This is a genomic window from Cupriavidus ulmosensis (genome assembly GCF_977008105.1).
Genome location: NZ_CDRMWP010000001.1, coordinates 2,501,863 through 2,521,976 on the forward strand (window position 1 = coordinate 2,501,863; position 20,114 = coordinate 2,521,976).

Annotated in this window: 18 protein-coding genes; 2 read left to right on the plus strand and 16 right to left on the minus strand. The window is 71.0% G+C overall.

Translation table 11 applies throughout. The annotated features are described in order from the left end of the window. Positions 1 to 3: 3 nt before the first annotated feature. From ssuD to tam, 8 genes are all read right to left on the minus strand, one after another. On the minus strand, positions 4 to 1,167 hold the full coding sequence (ssuD, locus tag ACWTPI_RS11405; RefSeq protein WP_020202691.1) for an FMNH2-dependent alkanesulfonate monooxygenase: 1,164 nt from the start codon (positions 1,165 to 1,167) through the stop codon (positions 4 to 6). 89 nt (positions 1,168 to 1,256) lie between these two features. Next, a complete protein-coding gene (locus ACWTPI_RS11410) occupies positions 1,257 to 2,291 on the minus strand; it encodes a sulfonate ABC transporter substrate-binding protein (RefSeq protein WP_454731710.1) in 1,035 nt (344 codons plus the stop codon). 144 nt (positions 2,292 to 2,435) lie between these two features. After that, positions 2,436 to 3,086: an NADPH-dependent FMN reductase gene (gene ssuE, locus ACWTPI_RS11415; protein WP_454731711.1), complete on the minus strand. Its 651-nt coding sequence runs from the start codon at positions 3,084 to 3,086 to the stop codon at positions 2,436 to 2,438. A gap of 72 nt (positions 3,087 to 3,158) precedes the next feature. After that, positions 3,159 to 4,166: a sulfate ABC transporter substrate-binding protein gene (locus ACWTPI_RS11420; protein WP_020202688.1), complete on the minus strand. Its 1,008-nt coding sequence runs from the start codon at positions 4,164 to 4,166 to the stop codon at positions 3,159 to 3,161. Between the two features lie 254 nt (positions 4,167 to 4,420). After that, entirely contained in the window at positions 4,421 to 5,377 is a 957-nt protein-coding gene (locus ACWTPI_RS11425; RefSeq protein ID WP_029043537.1) for a TIGR03571 family LLM class oxidoreductase, read from the minus strand. A gap of 297 nt (positions 5,378 to 5,674) precedes the next feature. After that, positions 5,675 to 6,574 (minus strand): lysophospholipid acyltransferase family protein, encoded by a 900-nt coding sequence (locus tag ACWTPI_RS11430; protein WP_454731712.1) that lies wholly within the window; start codon positions 6,572 to 6,574, stop codon positions 5,675 to 5,677. Between the two features lie 94 nt (positions 6,575 to 6,668). Next, positions 6,669 to 7,049, minus strand: coding sequence for a DUF427 domain-containing protein (locus ACWTPI_RS11435; RefSeq protein ID WP_454731713.1), 381 nt, complete (start codon positions 7,047 to 7,049; stop codon positions 6,669 to 6,671). A 115-nt stretch (positions 7,050 to 7,164) separates the two neighbouring features. Continuing rightward, complete coding sequence (gene tam, locus ACWTPI_RS11440; RefSeq protein WP_454731714.1) at positions 7,165 to 7,935, minus strand: trans-aconitate 2-methyltransferase; 771 nt, start codon at positions 7,933 to 7,935, stop codon at positions 7,165 to 7,167. Between the two features lie 393 nt (positions 7,936 to 8,328). Between tam and ACWTPI_RS11445 the strand changes: the two genes are divergently transcribed. Beyond that, positions 8,329 to 10,047, plus strand: a complete 1,719-nt coding sequence (locus ACWTPI_RS11445) for a methyl-accepting chemotaxis protein (protein WP_454731715.1) — start codon at positions 8,329 to 8,331, stop codon at positions 10,045 to 10,047. 139 nt (positions 10,048 to 10,186) lie between these two features. After that, positions 10,187 to 10,519: a hypothetical protein gene (locus ACWTPI_RS11450; RefSeq protein ID WP_454731716.1), complete on the plus strand. Its 333-nt coding sequence runs from the start codon at positions 10,187 to 10,189 to the stop codon at positions 10,517 to 10,519. Between the two features lie 93 nt (positions 10,520 to 10,612). On the opposite strand, the gene clpB is transcribed toward ACWTPI_RS11450, so the two are convergent. From clpB to ACWTPI_RS11490, 8 genes are all read right to left on the minus strand, one after another. Continuing rightward, entirely contained in the window at positions 10,613 to 13,207 is a 2,595-nt protein-coding gene (gene clpB / locus ACWTPI_RS11455) for an ATP-dependent chaperone ClpB (protein WP_020205675.1), read from the minus strand. Positions 13,208 to 13,411: 204 nt separating this feature from the next. Then, positions 13,412 to 14,323 carry a MaoC/PaaZ C-terminal domain-containing protein gene (locus ACWTPI_RS11460; RefSeq protein ID WP_454731717.1) on the minus strand — a complete coding sequence of 304 codons (912 nt, stop codon included), beginning with the start codon at positions 14,321 to 14,323 and terminating at the stop codon, positions 13,412 to 13,414. Next, entirely contained in the window at positions 14,323 to 16,584 is a 2,262-nt protein-coding gene (locus ACWTPI_RS11465) for a 3-hydroxybutyrate oligomer hydrolase family protein (RefSeq protein ID WP_454731718.1), read from the minus strand. Before ACWTPI_RS11465 ends, ACWTPI_RS11460 begins: the two co-directional genes overlap by 1 nt. A gap of 154 nt (positions 16,585 to 16,738) precedes the next feature. Continuing rightward, on the minus strand, positions 16,739 to 17,383 hold the full coding sequence (locus tag ACWTPI_RS11470) for a TetR/AcrR family transcriptional regulator (RefSeq protein ID WP_454732470.1): 645 nt from the start codon (positions 17,381 to 17,383) through the stop codon (positions 16,739 to 16,741). Between the two features lie 110 nt (positions 17,384 to 17,493). After that, positions 17,494 to 17,874 carry a fluoride efflux transporter CrcB gene (gene crcB, locus ACWTPI_RS11475; protein ID WP_020205679.1) on the minus strand — a complete coding sequence of 127 codons (381 nt, stop codon included), beginning with the start codon at positions 17,872 to 17,874 and terminating at the stop codon, positions 17,494 to 17,496. Then, on the minus strand, positions 17,874 to 18,389 hold the full coding sequence (moaE, locus tag ACWTPI_RS11480) for a molybdopterin synthase catalytic subunit MoaE (RefSeq protein WP_020205680.1): 516 nt from the start codon (positions 18,387 to 18,389) through the stop codon (positions 17,874 to 17,876). Before moaE ends, crcB begins: the two co-directional genes overlap by 1 nt. 1 nt (position 18,390) lies before the next feature. Further along, the gene (gene moaD, locus ACWTPI_RS11485) at positions 18,391 to 18,648 is read right to left on the minus strand and encodes a molybdopterin converting factor subunit 1 (protein ID WP_020205681.1); all 258 of its coding nucleotides are present in this window, start codon (positions 18,646 to 18,648) and stop codon (positions 18,391 to 18,393) included. A 14-nt stretch (positions 18,649 to 18,662) separates the two neighbouring features. Continuing rightward, a complete protein-coding gene (locus ACWTPI_RS11490) occupies positions 18,663 to 19,904 on the minus strand; it encodes a molybdopterin molybdotransferase MoeA (protein WP_029044174.1) in 1,242 nt (413 codons plus the stop codon). Positions 19,905 to 20,114: the final 210 nt, after the last annotated feature.

A 20,114-nucleotide genomic window follows, 5' to 3' on the forward strand; every position in this document is an offset into this window, starting at 1 on the left:
TCCTCAGCTCTGCGACGCGCGCGGCACGATGCCGGTCGCCATCACTTCGCCGAACGGGCCGGACAGCACCTTGCCCGGCAGCTTGTCCTGCACCGAGCGCGGCAGCAGCGGGAACACCAGCTCGGCGAAGCGGTAGGCTTCCTCGAGGTGCGGGTAGCCGGACAGCACGAAGGTGTCGATGCCCAGCTCGGCGTATTCCTGCATGCGCGCGGCCACGGTCCGCGCGTCGCCCACCAGCGCGGTGCCGGCGCCGCCGCGCACCAGGCCGACGCCGGCCCACAGGTTGGGGCTGATCTCCAGCTCCGCGCGCGAGCGCTTGCCACCGCCGGCGTGCAGCGCGGCCATGCGGCGCTGGCCCTCGGAATCCATCTTGGCGAACACCGCCTGCGCGCGCGCCACGGTCTCGTCGTCGAGGTGGCTGATCAGCTGGTCGGCCGCGGCCCAGGCCTCGGCGTCGGTCTCGCGCACGATCACGTGCAGGCGGATGCCGAAGCGCACGGTGCGCCCGTGGCGCGCGGCGCGCGCGCGCACGTCGGCCAGCTTCTTCGCCACGTCCTGTGGCGGCTCGCCCCAGGTCAGGTAGGTTTCGACCTGCTCGGCGGCCAGCTCGTGCGCGGCTTCCGACGAGCCGCCGAAATACACCGGCGGATGCGGCCGCTGCAGCGGCGGGTACAGGACCTTGGCGCCCTTGACCTTGAGATGCTTGCCGTCGAAGTCCACCGCGGCGCCTTCGTGGCTGGCGGCCAGCACGTCGCGCCACACGCGGATGAACTCGGCCGAGGCTTCATAGCGCTCGGCATGGTCGAGGAACAGGCCATCGCCTTCGAGCTCCGACACGTCGCCGCCGGTCACGAGGTTGACCAGCAGCCGCCCGCCGGACAGGCGGTCGAACGTGGCCGCCATGCGCGCGGCCAGCGTGGGCGCCATCAGACCCGGGCGCACCGCCACCAGGAAGCGCAGCCGGCGCGTGACCGCGGCCAGCATCGAGGCGGCCACCCACGGATCTTCGCAGGAGCGGCCGGTGGGAATCAGCACGCCTTCGTAGCCGAGGTTGTCGGCGGCGGTGGCGATCTGCTTCAGGTAATCGAAATTGACTTCGCGCGCCCCATCCGAGGTGCCGAGATAGCGGCTGTCGCCGTGCGTGGGGATGAACCAGAAAACCTGCATGTCTTCACCTGTTGAGCTTGTCGGGGGCTATGGGATCAGGGCCGTTCTGGGCGACAGCCTCGTGGAATCGTGCGCGGCCGGCGCGCCGCTCAGCGCTGCGCCTGCCAGGCGGCGTCGGCCACCTTGACCGGCTTGGGAATCAGCTTGAGCGTGTAGAACACGTCGGCGATGCGCTGCTGCTCGCCCAGCACGGCCGGCGTCACGGCCTTGGCGCCGTAGGAAAAGCGCGACACCGCCAGCGTCACCACGGCCGGGTCGAGGCCCAGTTGCGGGACCAGCACGGTCACGGCTTCCTTGGGGTTCTTCTCGGCCCAGGTGCCCAGCGTGGCGAGCTCGTCCAGGATCAGGTTGACCACGTCGGGCCGGGCCTGCGCGTAAGGGCGCGAGGCCAGGTAGAACTGGTGGTTGCTGACCACGTTCTTGCCGTCGGCGCCGCGGCCGTCGGCCAGCACGCGCGCGTCGAGCTGCTTCTCGGCGGCGGCCAGGAACGGGTCCCAGATCGCCCAGGCGTCCACCGCGCCGCGCTCGAAGGCCGCGCGCGCGTCGGCCGGGGCCAGGTAGACCGGCTGGATCTCGCTGTAGGGCACGCCGGCCTTTTCCAGCAGGCGCACCAGCAGGTAATGCACGTTCGAGCCCTTGTTCAGCGCCACGCGCTTGCCGCGCAGGTCCGCCACCGACTTGAGCGCCGAACCCTTGGGCACCACGATGGCCTCGGCCGCCGGAGCGGGCGGCTCGTTGCCGATGTAGGCCAGTTGCGCGCCGGCGGCCTGCGCGAAGATCGGCGGGGCTTCGCCCACGGTGCCGAAATCGATGGCGCCCACGTTCAGGCCTTCGAGCAGTTGCGGGCCGGCCGGGAACTCCGTCCACCTGACCGCGATGCCCAGCGGCGCGAGGCGCTTTTCCAGCGTGCCGCGCGCCTTGAGCAGCGTCAGCGTGCCGTACTTCTGGTAGCCGATGCGCAGCACCTTGTTGCTGGTGTCCTGCGCCTGCGCGCGGCCGGGCAGCAGCGCATAGGCCAGGCCGGTGGCGGCCACCAGCGCGGCCAGCAGCAGGCGGCGCTTGAGGCTGGCGCCGGCGGCGGGCGCGCTGTGGTGGCCGGCGGGCGTGGAGATGGGCGAAGTCATGTGGAATGGTCCTGTACGAAGATGATCCTGTGCGAAGCGAAGCAAGGCGATGCGGCGCGCGCATGCCCGCCTGCCGGCCCGCAGGCGGCATGGCAATCAAGGCGCGAGGCAAGCGGGCGGGCGGCAGACGCCGCCCGCGTCAACTCAGGCGGAACATCGCCCGGCCGCGGCCGGGCGCGCCGCCGCGCGCGCGAATGCGGCGGGCGCGGTGGACGTATCCGCGCCGGCGGCCGTGCCGGGCAGCAGGTCCAGCGGCACCGCGATGCGGGCATGGGCCAGCGCCTCGCGCAGGCGCAGCACGCCTTCGGCCAGGCGCGCATCCAGCGCGGGATCGAGGCTCAGGCCTTGCGTCTCGGAATAGGCGATCTGCTGGTCCACGGCGAAGATGCCGGGCAGGATGTGGCGCGCGCCGAGCGCGGACAGCACCGGGCGCAAGGCGTAGTCGATGGCCAGCGTGTGGGCCAGGCTGCCGCCGGTGGCGATCGGCAGCACTACCTTGTCGCGCAGGCCGGTCTGGGGCAGCAGGTCGAGGAAGGTCTTGAGCAGGCCGCTGTAGGCCGCCTTGTAGACCGGCGTGGCCAGGATCACCACCTGGGCCTCGGCCACCGCGCGGGTGGCGGCGGCGATCTCGGGGTCGTCCACCCTGGCCGCCAGCAGCGCGGCGGGCGGCAGTTCCCGCAGCGCCAGGTGGCTGGTACGCTCGCCGGCGGCTTCGAGCACGCCGCGCAGATGCGTCAGCAGGTGTCCGGAGCGCGACGGTGCGGAGGGGCTGCCGGACAGGGTCAGGATGGACATCGGGCTTTCCTTGTTGGCTGGTTGGCGCAGCGGGCGCGGCGGGTTCGGTGGGCGCCGCGCTCACGCCGCCGCTTATTTCTTGCCGGGCTGGTAGATCTGGTCGAACGAGCCACCGTCGGCGAAGTGCGCCTTCTGTGCCTTCTGCCAGCCGCCGAACTCTTCGTCGATGGTGAACAGCTTGACCTTCGGGAAGTTGGCCGCGTACTTGGCGGCGATCTTCTCGGAGATCGGGCGGTAGTAGTTCTTGGCCGCGATTTCCTGGCCTTCGTCGGTGTACAGGAACTGCAGGTAGGCCTCGGCCACCTTGCGCGTGCCCTTCTTGTCCACCACCTTGTCGACCACCGCCACCGGCGGCTCGGCCAGGATCGAGATGGACGGCGCGACGATGTCGAACTTGTCCGGACCCAGTTCCTTGATGGCCAGGATCGCTTCGTTTTCCCACGCGATCAGCACGTCGCCGAGGCCGCGCTCGACGAAGGTGGTGGTCGCGCCGCGCGCGCCGGAGTCGAGCACCGGCACGTTCTTCAGCAGCGCGCCGACGAACTCCTTGGCCTTCTGCTCATTGCCGCCCGGCTGGCGCAGCGCGTAGCCCCACGCGGCCAGGTAGTTCCAGCGCGCGCCGCCCGAGGTCTTCGGGTTGGGGGTGATCACCTGCACGCCCGGCTTGATCAGGTCGTTCCAGTCCTTGATGCCCTTGGGATTGCCCTTGCGCACCAGGAACACGATGGTCGAGGTATAGGGCGAGGCATTGTGCGGCAGGCGCTTTTGCCAGTCGGCCTTGAGCAGGCCCTTCTCGGCGATGGCGTCGATGTCGTAGCCCAGCGCCAGCGTGACCACGTCCGCATCCAGCCCGTCGATCACCGAGCGCGCCTGCTTGCCCGAGCCGCCGTGCGACTGGCGGATGGTCACGGCGTCGCCGCCCTTGGCCTTCCAGGCCTTGGCGAAAGCGGCGTTGACATCCACGTACAGCTCGCGCGTGGGGTCGTACGAAACATTGAGCAGCGTGGTGTTGGCCCAGGCGACCTGGGTGGAACCGATCACGGCCAGTGCCGCGAATCCGATGGCCAGCTTGCGAATCATGTGTCTTGCTCCCGTCATCTGTCGTGAAATGGCGCCTTTGCGCCGCGTTTCATGGCCTTCCTTCGTGGGAAGGCTTGTGTCAGGGAAGAAGACTACCGACCGGCCTATCTGAAAGGAACGAATGGTTTCGCCGATCCTTGCACGTTTTCCGCATAAGATTTCGCGGAAATATGGACATGCCCGGCGCGTCATACGGGGTGCCCGCCGATGGCGCCCATGACGCCTCGCGGCCACCCCTGCAGCCCCGTTCGCCCTCAGCCGGCGTGGAATGCCGGCAGGACCTCCGCCGCGATTTCCTCCATCACCTCGCGCGGCGCGCGCTGCGACGAACCCAGGTTGAGCGTGACGTGGTGCGTGCCGCTGTCGCGCATCCCGGCGAGCACGGCGGCCAACCCGCGCCGCCCGGTGCGGTAGCCGAGCGGGATGGCCGTGGGCGGCGCGCCGGGATCGTCGGCGAGGTCGAGCTGCATGGCCACGCCGAACGCGCGGAACTGCCCCGGCGCGGCGCGCTCGACCGCCGCGCGCCACATGCGGTAGCGCTCGCGCTGCACCGCCGGCTCGCGGTGGTACGTCATCCAGCCGATGGCATGGCGCGCGATCCAGTCGACGCTCTGCCCGCCGGAGCCGACCGCGAGCAGCGGAATCGGCTGCGCGAGTTCCGGCAGCAGGAAGAAGGCTTCGGCGCCGCCCGCCTCGCCTTCGGCAACGAGATCCGGCACCACGCGGGAGGGCCTGGCCACCGCCGCCGCGACGGTCTGCCAGTGGCGCAGATACAGATCGCGCCGCGCCGCCGTGTCCTGCCCGAAGGCGGCATATTCGGCCGGCCGGTCCCCGGAACCCAGGCCGAGGATGAAGCGGCCCTGCGACAGCGCCGCCACCGATACCGCCGCCTTGGCCACATGCAGCGGGTGGCGCAGCGTGAGCACGATGGCGCCGCTGACCAGCGCGATGCGCCCGGTCCGCGCGGCCAGCGCGCCGAGGAAGACCCAGGGATCGAGATGCCCGACCGGATCGGGATAGGCGGCGCTGTTCAGCGGCACGTCGCGCACCCACAGCGCGCGAAAGCCGAGCGCGTCCGCGTGCGCGGCCAGGCTCAACTGCTCCCCGAAATCCGCGACGATGCGGCCCGCGCCCAGCAGCGGCAGCGTCAGGCCGACCGAGAGCCGGTCCGGCGCGAACGGCGCGGGCGCCACATTTCCGCTAGATGTCATGCATGCCCTCCCCGCACGGCCGGATATCGTCCCGCATCTTACGCCGCGCGCCGCCAAAGAAAAAAGCCCGCCCCACTTGCGTGGCGCGGGCTAAGTTTCCGTACTTGGAAACGGGTAGACAAGTCATGAAGAGCGCCCCCGCATCTCCATGACGGAAACCATCTTAGCGGGACCGCTCGCGGCGGCCATTGACCCACGTCAAACGCATGTCGGGAGCGGAAATTTCCGTCGGCGCGGCGGTTGTGCCGCCTGCGGTGCTTGCCGTGGCACTTCCGGCTCCCCCGGCGCCTACAGTGCCTACAGCGCCTCCGGCACGCCCGGCTCCGCCTCGACCGGCGCGGGCGGTGCGCCCGGCGGCACCTTGTAGCGGTTGTAGCTCCACAGGTATTGCTGCGGAAAGCGCCGGATCAGCCGTTCCATCTCGGCGTTGAGCAGCGCCGCCTGCGCCGGCGCCGCGGCCGGCAGCTCGGGCAGGCGCACGTAGTGCATGCGCCAGCCGCGCCCTTGCGGCAGCCGCTCGCCCGCGGCCAGGATGATCGGCACGCCGGTCTGCATGGCGAGCTTGCCCGGCAGCGTCATGGTGTAGGCCAGGCGGCCGAAGAACGGCACCCACACGCCATCGCCGAAGCTCGGCGCCTGGTCCGGCAGCAGCCCGACCGCGTTGCCCTGGCGCAGCGCCCGCACGAAGGCGCGCACGCCCTGCGAGGTGGCCGGCACGACCTGCAGGCCCGACATGCCGCGCGCTGCATCCAGCAGCGGCGCCATGATGTCCTTGCGCGGCGGGCGGAACATCACGGTCAGCGGCAGGCGCTGGGCGGTGTAGCGCGCGGTGATCTCGAAGCAGCCCAGGTGCGGCGTCAGGAACAGGATGCCGCGGCCGTCGTCGACGGCGTCCTGCACCACCTGCCAGTCGTCGGTGACCACCTGGCCCACGCTCTGCTGGGTGCGGAACCAGACCCGCGGCAGTTCCATGATCATGGCGCCGGCTTCGCCGGCGGCGTGGCGCGCGAAGGCGGGATCCGCATAGCCGGCGATGGCGGCGTTGGCGCGCAGGCGCTCGCGGTAGCGGCCCGGCGCCGCGTAGGCCAGCTTGCCGAGCAGGCGCCCGGTGGCCTGCAGCAGTGGCAGCGGCAGCCTGGCAAGCAGCCGGAACAAGACGGGCAGCGCACCTGCCCCGTGCCGAAAATGGTCATCCATGTTGTCATCAGTTCGTCGGTGCGTGGCTGTCGCCACGCGCATTCATGCATTCAAGCACTTGCAGCGGGTCCTGCGCAGATTGATCGGCCGGCGCTCAGCCGGCGGTGACTTCGATGCTGTCGACCCTGGCCGGGTCGAACGCGAGATAGCCGGCGATCTGCGCCACGGCCGCGTAGGGATGCTCGTAGGTCCACACCGCGCGGGCGGCGCGCGCGCCGCCCGCGGGAATACTGTAGTAGGCGCAATCGCCCTTGTACGGGCAATAGGTGGCGTGGTCGGTGCGCTCCAGGCGCGCCATGTCCACGTCCGCGCGCGGCACGTACTGCACCGCCGGGTAGGACGCCTCGCACAGCGTCAGCGCCGCGCGGGTATCGGCCACCACCGCGCCGCCGGCCCTGACGACGACGCGCCCGGGATTGGCGGCGATCGTGATCGGGTGATCGGGGCCGGGAATCTTGACTGTTTTCGCGTTCATGGGGAAGGTCTCCGGGTACGGGCTGGCGCCATGTCCGCAATGTTACTTCGATGCCGGCGCCAGCGCAGCCCGGCGCCCCGGTTCGGCACCCTTTCCCGCGCCGGCCCGGCCCGCCTCAGCGCGTCGCCACGATGAAGAAGCGCGGGAACGGCAGCAGCACGGAGCCGTCGGCCAGGAGCGGGTAGGCGCGCGCCACTTCCGCCGTGTAGCGCTCGAGATAGGCGCCGCGCTGGGCTTCGTCGAGCGGATCGAGGAACGGGCGCAGGCCAGTGCCCTTGAACCATTCCACGATGGCCGCCGGGCCGCCCGCCAGCGCATGGTAGTAGGTGGTCTGCCAGACGTCGACGGTGCCGCAGTGCCCGCGCAGCAGCGCGTAATACCAGTCCGGGCGGGCCAGCGTGGTGCGCGCCTGCGCGGCGGCGGCGAGCCGGGCGGCCCACGGGCCGTCGGCGGCGACGTCGCGCATCAGGCGGTGCGCGGGCGTGTCGAGCGTGTCCGGCACCTGGATGGCGAGGCTGCCGCCGGGCGCCAGCTTGGCGGCCAGCGCCGGCAGCAGGCGCTCGTGGTCGGGCAGCCATTGCAGCACCGCGTTGGCGAGGATGAGGTCGTAGGGGCCGGGGGCCTGCCAGTGCTCGATGCTGGCCACTTCGAACTGCAGCGCGGGCAGGCGCTTGCGCGCGGCGGCGATCATGTCGGCCGAGCTGTCGAGGCCGGTGACGCTGGCGCCCGGGAAGCTGGCCGCCAGCACCTCGGTCGAATTGCCGGGGCCGCAGCCGATGTCCACGGCAAGGCGCGGCGCGCGCCCCGGCACGGCGGCCAGCAGGTCGCGCACCGGGCGGGTGCGTTCGTTCTCGAATTTCACATACTGCTGGGCTGACCACGTCATTTGTGCTCCTTCGCTGTTCGTGCCTGACAAGCCGTGAGCATAGGCCCGAACGGCCGCGCCTGGCGAGGCGCCGGACGCACCTGCCCGGACCAGATTATTGTCCCGGGCGGCGGAATCATTGTCCGGCCTGGCGGACAACGGCAACGACGCATGCCCGCGCCGCTCCCGCGCGGGCGCCGCCGCGCGCGCCCCAATCCCTTGATTCTGCTGGGTTCCACCGCCTGCGCCGCCAGCCGCCGCCTCAGGAATACGCATAGCGCGCGGACCCGGTTCGCGAGCGCCGGCGCGCGCGGGCGCGTGCCGCCGCTGCGCGCACGCGGCGGCACAGCTTCAGCCGGCATCGCCCCTGCCGTAAATACGTATTGAGATTTTCCTCAATACATGGATCAAGCAATGCTATCGAAGCTCACCATCAAGGCCCGGCTCGCCATCGCGATGTTCGTGCTTTCCCTCCTCCTGGTCGTGGTCGGGGCGCTCGGCCTGCTCGGCATGACGCGCAGCAACGAGGCCAACCACGCGACCTACGCCAACCAGCTGCCGAGCGCCATCGCCATCGCCGAGGCCGATAGCTGGCTGGGCCGCGTGCGGACCTCGCTGTTCAGCGCCGCCCTGGACCCGGCCTCGCCCCACGCCGCCGAGCTGCTGGCGCGCAACGTGAAATTCCTCAGCAACGCCGATGCCGCCTGGCAGCGCTACCTGGCGCTGCCGCGCGACGCGGAGGAAGACCGCCTGGCCCAGGAAGTGAGCGCGAAGCGCAAGGCGCTGTACGGCGCGCTCGATACCTTCACCGACGCGATCAGGTCGGGGGACCATGAGAAGATCATCGCCACCGGCGTCGCGCACACGCCGTTCTACGCCGCGCTGCAGTCCAGCGCCGAGGCGCTCAGCAAGCTGCAGACCGAGCGCGCCCGCACCAGCTACGAGGATGCCGAGGCTTCCTTCTCGCGCTTCCGCACCATCACCGTGGTCGCGCTGCTCGGCGGCCTCGCGCTTGCCGTCTACAGCTGGCTGGCGCTGCGCCGCGCCATCGCGCGGCCGCTCGAGGCCGCGCTGGAGCACTTCGAGTACATCACCGCCGGCGACCTGAGCCGCACCGTCCACGTGCACTCGCAGGACGAAATGGGCCTGTTGCTGGCGGGCATCGCGCGCATGCAGGACGGGCTGGCGCAGACCGTGCTGGCCGTGCGCACCGGCAGCGAGACCATCGCTGCGGCCACCAAGCAGATCGCCGCCGGCAACGTCGACCTGTCGTCGCGCACGGAGCAGCAGGCCGCCTCGCTGGAGCAGACCGCCGCCAGCATGGAAGAACTCACCGGCACCGTGAAGCAGAACGCCGACAACGCGCGCCAGGCCGCCTCGCTGGCCGCCACCGCGTCGGGAACCGCCAACCACGGCGGCGAGGTGATCCGCAACGTGGTCTCGACCATGAGCGAGATCAACGAAAGCTCGGCGCGCATCGCCGACATCATCAGCATCATCGAAGGCATTGCCTTCCAGACCAACATCCTGGCGCTCAACGCCGCCGTGGAAGCGGCGCGCGCCGGCGAGCAGGGCCGCGGCTTCGCGGTGGTCGCCGGCGAAGTGCGCACGCTGGCGCAGCGCTCGTCGAGCGCGGCCAAGGAGATCAAGGACCTGATCGACAAGTCCTCGGCGCGCGTCACCACCGGCACCACGCTGGTCGACCAGGCCGGCGCCACCATGACCGAGATCATCCGCGACATCCAGCGCGTGTCCGACATCATGGGCGAGATCTCGGCCGCCTCGGTCGAACAGACCAGCGGCATCGACCAGGTCGCGCGGGCGGTGAGCCAGATGGACGAAGTCACCCAGCAGAACGCCTCGCTGGTCGAGGAAGCGGCCGCGGCCGCGCAGTCGCTCGAGGAACAGGCCGGCAAGCTCAAGGACACGGTGGCCGTGTTCCGGCTCGGCGCCCAGGCCGCCGCCGGCGTGCCCGCCCGCCCCACCCTTCCCGCGCGCCGGGCCCTTCCCGCCGCAACGCGGCCGGTGGCGGTGCCGGCGCGCGCGGCAGCCGCGCGCGCGCCCCGCGCCGCCGCCACGGCGGTGGCCGCCGCCCCCGCCACCGCGGCGGGCGGCGACTGGTCCTCGTTCTGAGGCCAGGCGGCCGGCGCCACGGGTTCGCGCCCGTGGCGCCGGGCCCGCTCTGGTGAAATACCGTTACAGTTGTATCTGCCTGTCCGCCGGCGGCAGCGCTAGAGTAGCGTCATGGTGATGGCATGACGAGGACAAGAACATGAAGCAAGGATTCTGCTGCGCCCTGGGCATCGGGGCACTGGCCTGGGCCGTTTCGCAACCCGCGCTGGCGCGCGTGGATGTCGGCGTGAACATCGGCGTGCCCGCGCCGGTGGTGGTGGCGCCGGCGCCGGTCTACGTCGCCCCGCCCGCCCCGGTCTACGCGCCGCCGGCGCCCGTCTACGCCGCGCCCCCGGTGTACGGCCCGCCGCCCGTGGTGATGGCGCCCGCCGTGGTGATCGGCTGGCATGGCGACCGCTACTGGGACGGCCGCCGCTGGTGGGGCCGCCGCGACTGGTATGCGTACCATCATCCGCACGGCTACCACCGCTGAGCCGCGCGCGCCCCGCGCGGCCGGCAAAATCGTTAGTTCTTATTACAAAAAAAACCGCCCCCGAAGGGGCGGTTTTCATTTCCGGCGTCCGGCTTACGCCGCCGCCCTGGCCTCGCCCAGCACGAACTCGCCGTCGCGGTAGTCCACCGGCACCACGTCCTTGGCGGCGAACTTGCCTTCGAGGATGGCGCGCGCCACCGGGTTCTCGATCTGCTGCTGGATCGCGCGCTTGAGCGGACGCGCGCCGAACACCGGGTCGTAGCCCGCGCTGGCGATCTTGGCGATCGCCGTTTCGCTGACTTCGAGCGTCATGTCCATGCGTGCCAGCCGTGCCTGCAGCCGCTGGAGCTGGATGCGGGCGATCGACTCGATATGCTGCTGGTCGAGCGCGTGGAACACCACCACCTCGTCGATCCGGTTGAGGAACTCGGGGCGGAAATGCGTCTTCACTTCCTGCCACACGGCACCCTTCACCGCTTCGTGCGGCTCGCCGGACATGGCCTGGATGATCTGCGAACCGAGGTTCGAGGTCATCACGATCACGGTGTTCTTGAAGTCCACCGTGCGGCCCTGGCCATCGGTCAGGCGGCCGTCGTCGAGCACCTGCAGCAGCACGTTGAAGACGTCCGGGTGGGCCTTCTCGACTTCATCGAGCAGCACCACGCTGTACGGCTTGCGGCGCACCGCCTCGGTCAGGTAGCCGCCTTCCTCGTAGCCCACGTATCCGGGCGGCGCGCCGATCAGCCGGCTCACGCTGTGCTTCTCCATGAACTCGCTCATGTCGATGCGGATCAGGTGGTCCTGCGAATCGAACAGGAACTCGGCCAGCGCCTTGCACAGCTCGGTCTTGCCCACGCCGGTGGGGCCGAGGAACAGGAACGAGCCATAGGGCTTGTTCTCGTCGGCCAGCCCGGCGCGCGAGCGGCGGATGGCATCCGACACCAGGCGCACGGCCTCGTCCTGCCCCACCACGCGGCGGTGCAGGTAGTCTTCCATCTGGATCAGCTTCTCGCGCTCGCCCTGCATCATGCGCGAGACCGGGATGCCGGTCGCGCGGCTGACCACCTCGGCGATTTCCTCGGCGCCGACCTGCGTGCGCAGCAGCTTGTTCTGGTGCTTCTGCTCGCTGGCCTCGGCCGCGGTGGCGGCCTTGAGCTTGCCTTCGAGCTCGGGCAGCTTGCCGTACTGCAGCTCGGCCACCTTGTCGAGCTTGCCTTCGCGCTGCAGGCGCGTGATCTCCAGGCGGATCTTGTCGATCTCCTCCTTGAGCGCGGCCGCGCCCTGGGCGGCGCCCTTCTCGGCCTTCCAGATTTCCTCGAGGTCGGCGTACTCCTTCTCCAGGCGCTCGATCTCCTGCTCGATCAGCTCGAGCCGCTTCTTCGAGGCCTCGTCGGTCTCGCGCTTGACGGCTTCGCGCTCGATCTTGAGCTGGATGGTGCGGCGCTCGAGCTTGTCCATCACCTCGGGCTTGGAGTCGATCTCCATCTTGATGCGCGCGCCGGCCTCGTCGATCAGGTCGATGGCCTTGTCGGGCAGGAAGCGGTCGGTGATGTAGCGGTGCGACAGCTCCGCCGCGGCGACGATGGCCGGGTCGGTGATCTCCACGCCGTGGTGCAGCTCGTACTTCTCCTGCAGGCCGCGCAGGATGGCGATGGTGGCCTCCACGCTCGGCTCGTCCACCAGCACCTTCTGGAAGCGGCGCTCGAGCGCGGCGTCCTTCTCGATGTACTTGCGGTATTCGTCCAGCGTGGTGGCGCCGATGCAGTGCAGCTCGCCGCGCGCCAGCGCGGGCTTGAGCATGTTGCCGGCGTCGATGGCGCCCTCGGCCTTGCCCGCGCCCACCATCGTGTGGATCTCGTCGATGAAGACGATGGTCTGGCCCTCGTCCTTGGCGATGTCCGACAGCACGGCCTTGAGGCGTTCCTCGAACTCGCCGCGATACTTGGCGCCGGCCAGCAGGCCGGCCATGTCGAGCACCAGCACGCGCTTGTTCTTCAGGGTCTCGGGCACCTCGCCGTTGACGATGCGCTGGGCCAGGCCTTCCACGATGGCGGTCTTGCCCACGCCCGGCTCGCCGATCAGCACGGGATTGTTCTTGGTGCGGCGCTGCAGGATCTGGATCGCGCGGCGGATCTCGTCGTCGCGGCCGATGACCGGGTCGAGCTTGCCGATGCGGGCGCGCTCGGTGAGGTCCACGGTGTACTTCTTGAGCGCTTCGCGCTGGGTCTCGGCGTCGGCGCTGTTGACCGCATCGCCGCCGCGCACGGCTTCGATGGCGGACTCCAGCGACTTGCGCCCCAGCCCGTGCTCGCGCGCGATGCGGCCGGCCTCGCCCTTGTCGTCGGCCACGGCGAGCAGGAACAGCTCGCTGGCGATGAACTGGTCGCCGCGCTTGATCGCTTCCTTCTCGGTGGCGTTGAACAGCGCGTTCAGCTCGCGCCCGACCTGGACCTCGCTGTTGCCCTGGATCTGCGGCAGGCGCTTGATGGCCGCGTCGAGCGCGCCGGTCAGGCCGCCCACGTTGACGCCGGCGCGCGCCAGCAGCCCGCGCGCGGCGCCGTCGTTCTGCGACAGCAGCGCGCGCAGCACGTGCAGCGGGTCGATGTATTGGTTGTCGTTGCCGATGGCCAGACTCTGGGCGTCGGCCAGCGCTTCCTGGAATCGGGTAGTCAGTTTGTCTAGTCGCATTAAGGATCCCTCTCTCTGTCCTGGATGAGTGTCCTGAGACGGGAGGCGCGGCCCGGCGTACCTCCGCCTGGCCCTTCCCTGTGCGTTCCGGACACTGGTTGGTCTTTTCGAAAGATAAGGCTTTGCGACGACATTTCAAGGCCGCGCGGCCGGTATTTGGAGGCCGCCCGAAGTGGCGGCGGCGATACCCGCCGGCGGGCGCGCTCAGGCCGCCGCCAGGGCCCGCTTGTTTTCCAGGTTGCGCACCAGCACCAGCGCCTCGCCGGACAGCACCGCGCGGCCGTCGTCGCCGGTCACCACGGTGGCCAGGTTGACCAGGTCCTTGTCGCCGCGCAGGCGCACGATGCGCACCGAGGCGGTCAGCAGCTCGCCCAGCCGCGCCGGCGAGCGCAGCCGCAGCGACTGCTGCATCCAGCCGGCGCCGCGCCCGGGCAGGCGCGTGCCGAGCAGGTCGGAGAACATCCCGGCCAGCAGCGGCAGCGGCACCATCGCGCCGTCGAAGCCCCGGTTGCGGGCGAACACCGGATCGGTGTAGAACGGATTGCCGTCGTCGGTCAGCGCGACGTACTCGTCGATGTCGCCGGCGCTGAAGCTGCGCACCGCCGATGCCTCCTGGCCCACGCTCAGGTGATAGAGCACGCGCTCGCCGCCGGGCGCGGCCGGCAGGGCATCGTCCGGCTCGCGCAGGCGCGCTTCGGCCAGCGCGCCGGCGCTGGCGTCGACCAGCAGGACCGCGTCGCCCTGCGCCGTCACCTGCTCGTCGCCCGCCGGCATGCGCGCGCCGCCGCGCCGCACGCAGCGGATCGCGGTGTCCAGCGCGATGCGGCCGCGGCCCGGCGTGTCGTTGAGGACCAGCACGGCCGCCACGCCGTCGCCGACGAAGGCCGGCCGCGGGAACATCAGCGTCTGCCCGATCGGCAGCACCGGCAGCGGGTTGCTGCGCCGCATCTGCGCGCACAGCAGCGAGAACAGCAGCATGCCGTGCGCCACCGTGGCGCCGAAGGGCGTGGTGCGGGCGAAGGCCGGGTCGCAGTGGATCGGGTTGTCGTCGCGCGAGAGCGAGGCGAAGCGGTCGAAGTCTTCCTGCGTCAGGACGCGCGGGCGGGATGCCTTCATCAGTTGGGTACCTCTACGGTGCTGCCGTTGACCGCGATGCGGTCCGCGCTGGCCGGCACGGCGGCGAACGGCGGCAGGTTGGTGGACAGGAGCGCCGGCGACAGCGTGCCGCCGCGCGCGACGGTGCGCACGACCTGCGAAGGCGGCAGCGCGGTGCCGGCGGTCAGGTTGGCGTAGACCGCGTCGAGTGCGCGGTTCAGGTAGACGTGCAGCGGGATGAAACGGTTGTCATAACCGGCCACCGCGCCGATGAAGCTGTCGAAATGCTGCCCGTTGGTCACTTCGATATACGACAGCCTGCTGGCGCTGCCCTCCTGCAGGCGGTTGTAGCCGAGATACGGGCGCGACGTGTGGTTGACCGGCAGCAGCGCGTCGCTGCGGCCATGCACGATGATGGCCGGCTTGCCGTGCAGGTTGCCCGAGCGCAGCGTCTGCGCCTGGCCGGCCTGCAGCGCCGGCGACGCGCCGCCGGTGCCGCCCAGCAGCGCGCGCAGGCAGCGCGCGCCGTCGAGATTGGCATCCGCCACATTGTTGCCCGGCGACTTCGAATAGACATCGCGCAGCGGGCCGCCCGGATTGTTGTCGTTGATCAGTTGCACGCCGGCCGCCGGCGGCACGCCGTTGCCGGTGGCGTACAGCACGTTGAGCACGTCCGGCGCGATGGCCGCCGGCGTGAGCGCCGCGGCGCCGGTGGCGGCGAAGCTGTAGCCGCACAGGCGGTCGGCCACGGCGGCGCGCGCGAGCGCGTTGGCGAATGTCACCGAGACCGCGCTGGCCACCTCGAACAGCGCCAGCGACGGATGGATCTCGTCCGACTCCGGCTCCCAGCCCGCGTCGTGCAGCGCCTGCAGCGCGTTGGCGGCCTGCGCCGCGGTGTCGGCGCCGGTGATGATGCCGGCGTCCGCCAGCGACTGGCAGCGGTTGAGCGCCGGCTGCGCCAGCGCCACGGCGGGCTGCGCGTAGAGATTGACGGCCGGCGCGTTGACCAGCGCCGCCGCCTGCGAGGTGCACAGTTGCAGCAGGTTCGCGGTGGTGATGTAGTCGTACAGCGTGCGCCCGGACGCCGCCACCGGCGTGCCGCCGCGCGTGACCGTCACGCCGGTGCCCGCCGGCAGGTTGAGGTTGGGCTCGCCCACGGCCACGCCGTCGATCAGGCCCTCGGTGTCCTGCTCGGCCGCGGCGATGGCCGCGCCGCCGCCGTTGGAGACGCTGGAGGCGATCACCACCACCGTCTGCGGGCTGAAGGTGCGCTGGCGCGTGCCGTCCAGCGCCACCGTGCCGAAGCGGTCGTTGAGCGCCCACAGCGCGAACTGCGCGGCCTGCAGCGTGAAGCTGCCCCAGTCCTTCTCGGGGTTGCGCTGCGAGTGCGCGTGCTTGAAGGCCAGGCGGTGCGGCGCGAGCGCGTTGAAGGCCGGCAGGCTGGTGCCCGGAAACGGCGCGGCGAACTGCGCGTTGGCGCCAGCCGCGCCGCGCGCGGCGCGCGTGCCGTCGATCAGCGGCACGGTGTCGGCATCGAGGTCGTGCGGCGCGGCGCCGGTGCCCTTGTCGGTGTAGGCCACGGCGCAGCCGCGCTTGAGCGCCCACTCGCCGGTGGAGATGCCGCCGTAGACGCCGCGCGAGCCCGACGAGGTCGCGGTGATCAGGCACGGCCGCGTCACGTCAAAGCTGTCCGGGATCTGCACCAGCATGGTCACGTTCTGGCGGCTGCTGCCGTCGTCGGAGAAGGCCAGGTACTCGCGCCCGGCCACCTTGCCCTGCCCGCCGGTGACGTTGCCCTGGGCGTCCACGTTGGGGCCGAACAGCGTGCCGTAGCCGCCGCCGGCGGTGGTGTCGACCAGCGCGCGGTAGTTGGTATAGATGGCGTAGCGGCGCAGCTCGGCCGCGGTGGGCGCGGCCGGGTTCAGCGGCAGCGGCGCGGTGGCCGACGCCAGCCCGTCCTTGCCGAGGCCGGCGGTGAGCAGGTCGTCGGTGTTGCCGTCGTAGGACTTGATCGTCACCGTGCCGATATTGGACGGCTTGACGTTGGGACTGGCGTTGCCGCCGTTGTTGCCAGTGCCGTTGCCGCCACCGCCGCAGGCGGCCAGCGCCAGGCAGGCCAGGCCCGCCAGCGCCAGCCGGGCCACGCCACCGAGACTCGCCGCGGATTCGCGCGACATGCCGTACCCCCCGTTGCCTGCCGGTCCGATCGGGAACAGATGCACGGCGTGCGCGGCGCCGCCGGCATGGCGCGCCAGACTGGCCGCAAGGTGCTTGCGTTGCATGCTCGTCTCCTCGTGGGATGCCTTCTTCTTGTTGCCGGTGCGGATCGGGCTGCCGATCGATATTGCCCGCCGTTGCTGCCTGTGCTTCCGTTGCTGGCCCTGCCGTCGTTTCCTGCTTGCCGCGCCCTTCCGCGCGTCCCCTCCGTGCGGCCGTTCAGTGCGTGCCCGGCGCCGGCTTGCCGTCGCGCTGCGTTCGGCGCGCCTCCAGTCCGTGCGAGATCATGTCGAACGCGGTGTCGACCACCTTGGCCATCGACGCCGGGCGCTTCCACAGCGCGTAGCGCATGCCGAGGAAATTGCTGATGCCGATCAGGCACCAGGCCCGCACCTCGGCGTCGCCGGGCGAGATCTGGCCCTGTTCTTCGGCCTCGTCCAGGCGGTGGCGGTAGACGTCGGCGAAGGCCTGGAAGTAGCTGCTGTAGATGGCCTCGTCCACCGAATACGAATCGAGCACGATGCGGTACAGGTTCTTGTGGCGCGAGACGAACGAGAGGAAGGCCCTGAGGCCGAGCCGCTCGGCCTCGATCCGCGTGTGCGCCGGGCCGGCGTGCTTGCGCAGGTGGGCGCGCACCAGTTCCAGCATACGCTGCATCAGCGCGCGGAAGATGTCTTCCTTGTCCTTGAAGTAGAGATAGAAGGTGCCCATCGCCACCTGGGCCTCCTGGGTGATCTCGGAGATCGACGCCACGTGGTAGCCCTTCTCGCCGAACACCTTCTCGGCGGCGCGCAGCAGCGCCGCGCGGGTCTTCTGGCCGCGCGCGGTCTTGGGCTGGCTCGCGCCGGGATCGGTCAGCGGCATCGCGGCTCCGGGATCGTGAAACATGAATCAGCTATCATGTTTCATCGTATAAACTCGGTGCTCGGCATGTCAATAGATCGCATCCCGTAGACCGGCGCCGGACGCGGCGCTCAGGCCAGCAGCCGGTAGGTCCACAGGCCGAGCACGGTCAGCGCCAGCGAGCCGCCCAGGTGCAGCAGCAGGTGCGCCGCGGCCCAGCCGTAGTCGCCGGCCATCAGGTTGGCCACGACTTCGCTGGAGAAGGTGGAAAAGGTGGTGAGCCCGCCGAGAAAGCCGGTCACCGCCAGCAGGCGCCATTCGGACGGCAGTTCCACGTGCGAGTCGAAATAGCCGACGGCGAGGCCGACCAGGTAGCCGCCCACCAGGTTGGCGGCCAGCGTGCCGTAGGGCAGCGCCGGGTTGGCGGCGTTCCACAGCACCGAGAACAGCCAGCGCAGCCACGCGCCCATCGCGGCGCCCACGCCCACCGCGACAAACCCGAGCGGGCCCATCAGCGCGCGGCTTCCGCGTCCTGCGGGGGCGCCGCGGGGGCATCGCCGCTGGCGTTGAGCGAGCGCACGCCCCAGCGCTGCAGCGCGGCCTCGTCGGCGACGCGCGCGTCGACCCAGCGCGCGCCTTCCGGGGTCTGCTCTTTCTTCCAGAACGGCGCCTCGGACTTGAGATAGTCCATGATGAATTCGCAGGCGGCGAACGCGTTGCCGCGATGGGCCGAGGCCACCGCCACCAGCACGATCTGGTCCAGCGGCAGCAGCGGCCCGACCCGGTGCACGATGGTCACGCCGAGCAGCGCCCAGCGCTCCCGCGCCACCGCCTCGATGCGGGCCAGCGCCTTCTCGGTCATGCCCGGGTAGTGCTCCAGCTCCATCGCGCTGACGGCGCTGCCGTCGCTGACGTCGCGCACCGTGCCGATGAAGCTGGCCACCGCGCCCACGCCCGGCTGGTCCGCGCGCAGCGCGGCCACCTCGGCGCCCAGGTCGAAATCCTCGCGCTGCACCCTGACGCTCATCTCAGCCTCCCGTGACCGGCGGGAAGAAGGCCACCTCGCAGCCTTCGGCCAGCGCGCTGCCGGCGCCCGCCACCTCGTGGTCCACCGCCATGCGCAAGGCGCGGCCTTCGGCCAGCACTTCGGCCCAGGCGCCGCCGCGCGCGCCCAGCCACTGGCGCAGCTCGCCCACGGTGGCCACCGTGGCCGGCACCGCGACGCGCTCCTGCCCCAGGCCCAGTTGCTCGCGCACGCTGGCAAAAAAACGCAGTTCGATGTTCATCGCAGTCACTCTCCTCAGCCCAGCAGCCCGTCGAAGGCGATGTACTGCACGATGTCGCCGCGCGCGATCGCCTGGCCCGGCGGGTTGTCGACCAGGCCGTCGCCCCACACGGTGGAAGTCAGCACGCCCGAGCTCTGGTTGGGAAACAGCTCGAGCCCGCCGGCCTGGTTGGTGCGCACGCGCAGGAATTCGTTGCGGCGGTCGCCCTTGGGCAGGTCGAAATCGGCGCGCAGCAGCAAGCGGCGCGGCATCACGTCCTGCACGCCCTGCAAGCGCAGGATGAAGGGCCGCACGAACAGCAGGAAGGTCACGAAGCTGGACACCGGGTTGCCCGGCAGGCCGAGGAAATAGGCCGGCGCCTGCCCGCCGCGCGCGACCTCGCCGAAGGCCAGCGGCCTGCCCGGCTTCATGGCGATCTGCCACAGGTTCAGGCGCCCTTCGGCCTGGACCGCCGGCTTGATATGGTCTTCCTCGCCGACCGAGACGCCGCCCGAGGTGATGATCAGGTCATGCCCGGCGGCGGCGCGGCGCAGCGTGTCGCGCGTGGCGGCCAGCGAGTCCGGCACGATGCCGAAGTCGCTGACCTCGCAGCCGAGCCGGTCGAGCAGGCCGCGCAGCGTGAAGCGGTTGGAGTTGTAGATGGCGCCCGGCTTGAGCGGCTCGCCCGGCATGGCGAGCTCGTCGCCGGTGAAGAACACCGCCACTTTGACGCGGCGCACCACGTCGAGCGCGGCCTGCCCCACCGAGGCGGCCAGCCCGAGCGCCTGCGGCGTCAGGCGCGTGCCGGCGGGCAGGATCACGCTGCCGGCGCGGATGTCCTCGCCCGCGCGGCGGATCCACTCGCCGGCCTGCGGCGCGTGGTTGACCACCACCTCGTCGCCTTCGGCCACGCATTGCTCCTGCATGACCACCGCATCGGCGCCGGGCGGGATCAGGCCGCCGGTGAAGATGCGCGCCGCGGTGCCGGCGGCCAGCGCCGTGCCCACGTGGCCGGCGGGAATGCGCTGCGCCACGCGCAGGCGCGCGCCGGGCGCGGGCACGTCGGCATGGCGCACGGCGTAGCCGTCCATCGCGGTGTTGTCCGCGGGCGGCACGTCCAGCGTGCTGGCCACGGGCGCGGCCAGCACGCGGCCGTTGGCATCGAGCGTGGCGATGCGCTCGCTCTCGGCCAGCGGCGTGGCGCCGGCCAGCAGGGCTTCGAGCGCCTGGGCCGTGGTCAGCATGGGGGAACGGGCGGGCGCGGCGGCTTGGGTCATGACGAAAGCAGGTAGGTGGGGACGGCAGGCTGAGACGCAAACCCGCGGTCGCCCAAGGGAAACGGCCCACGTACCGTCCCCGGTACCTGCGGGGGCGATGCGCGGGCCGTGCGGTTCAGCTCGGCAAGTCCGATTGTAGCGAGTTGGCGCCAACCCAGCCAACGGCCGGCCGCGGATGCCGCCGGTGCCGCCAGTGCCGGGAAGGCGGGC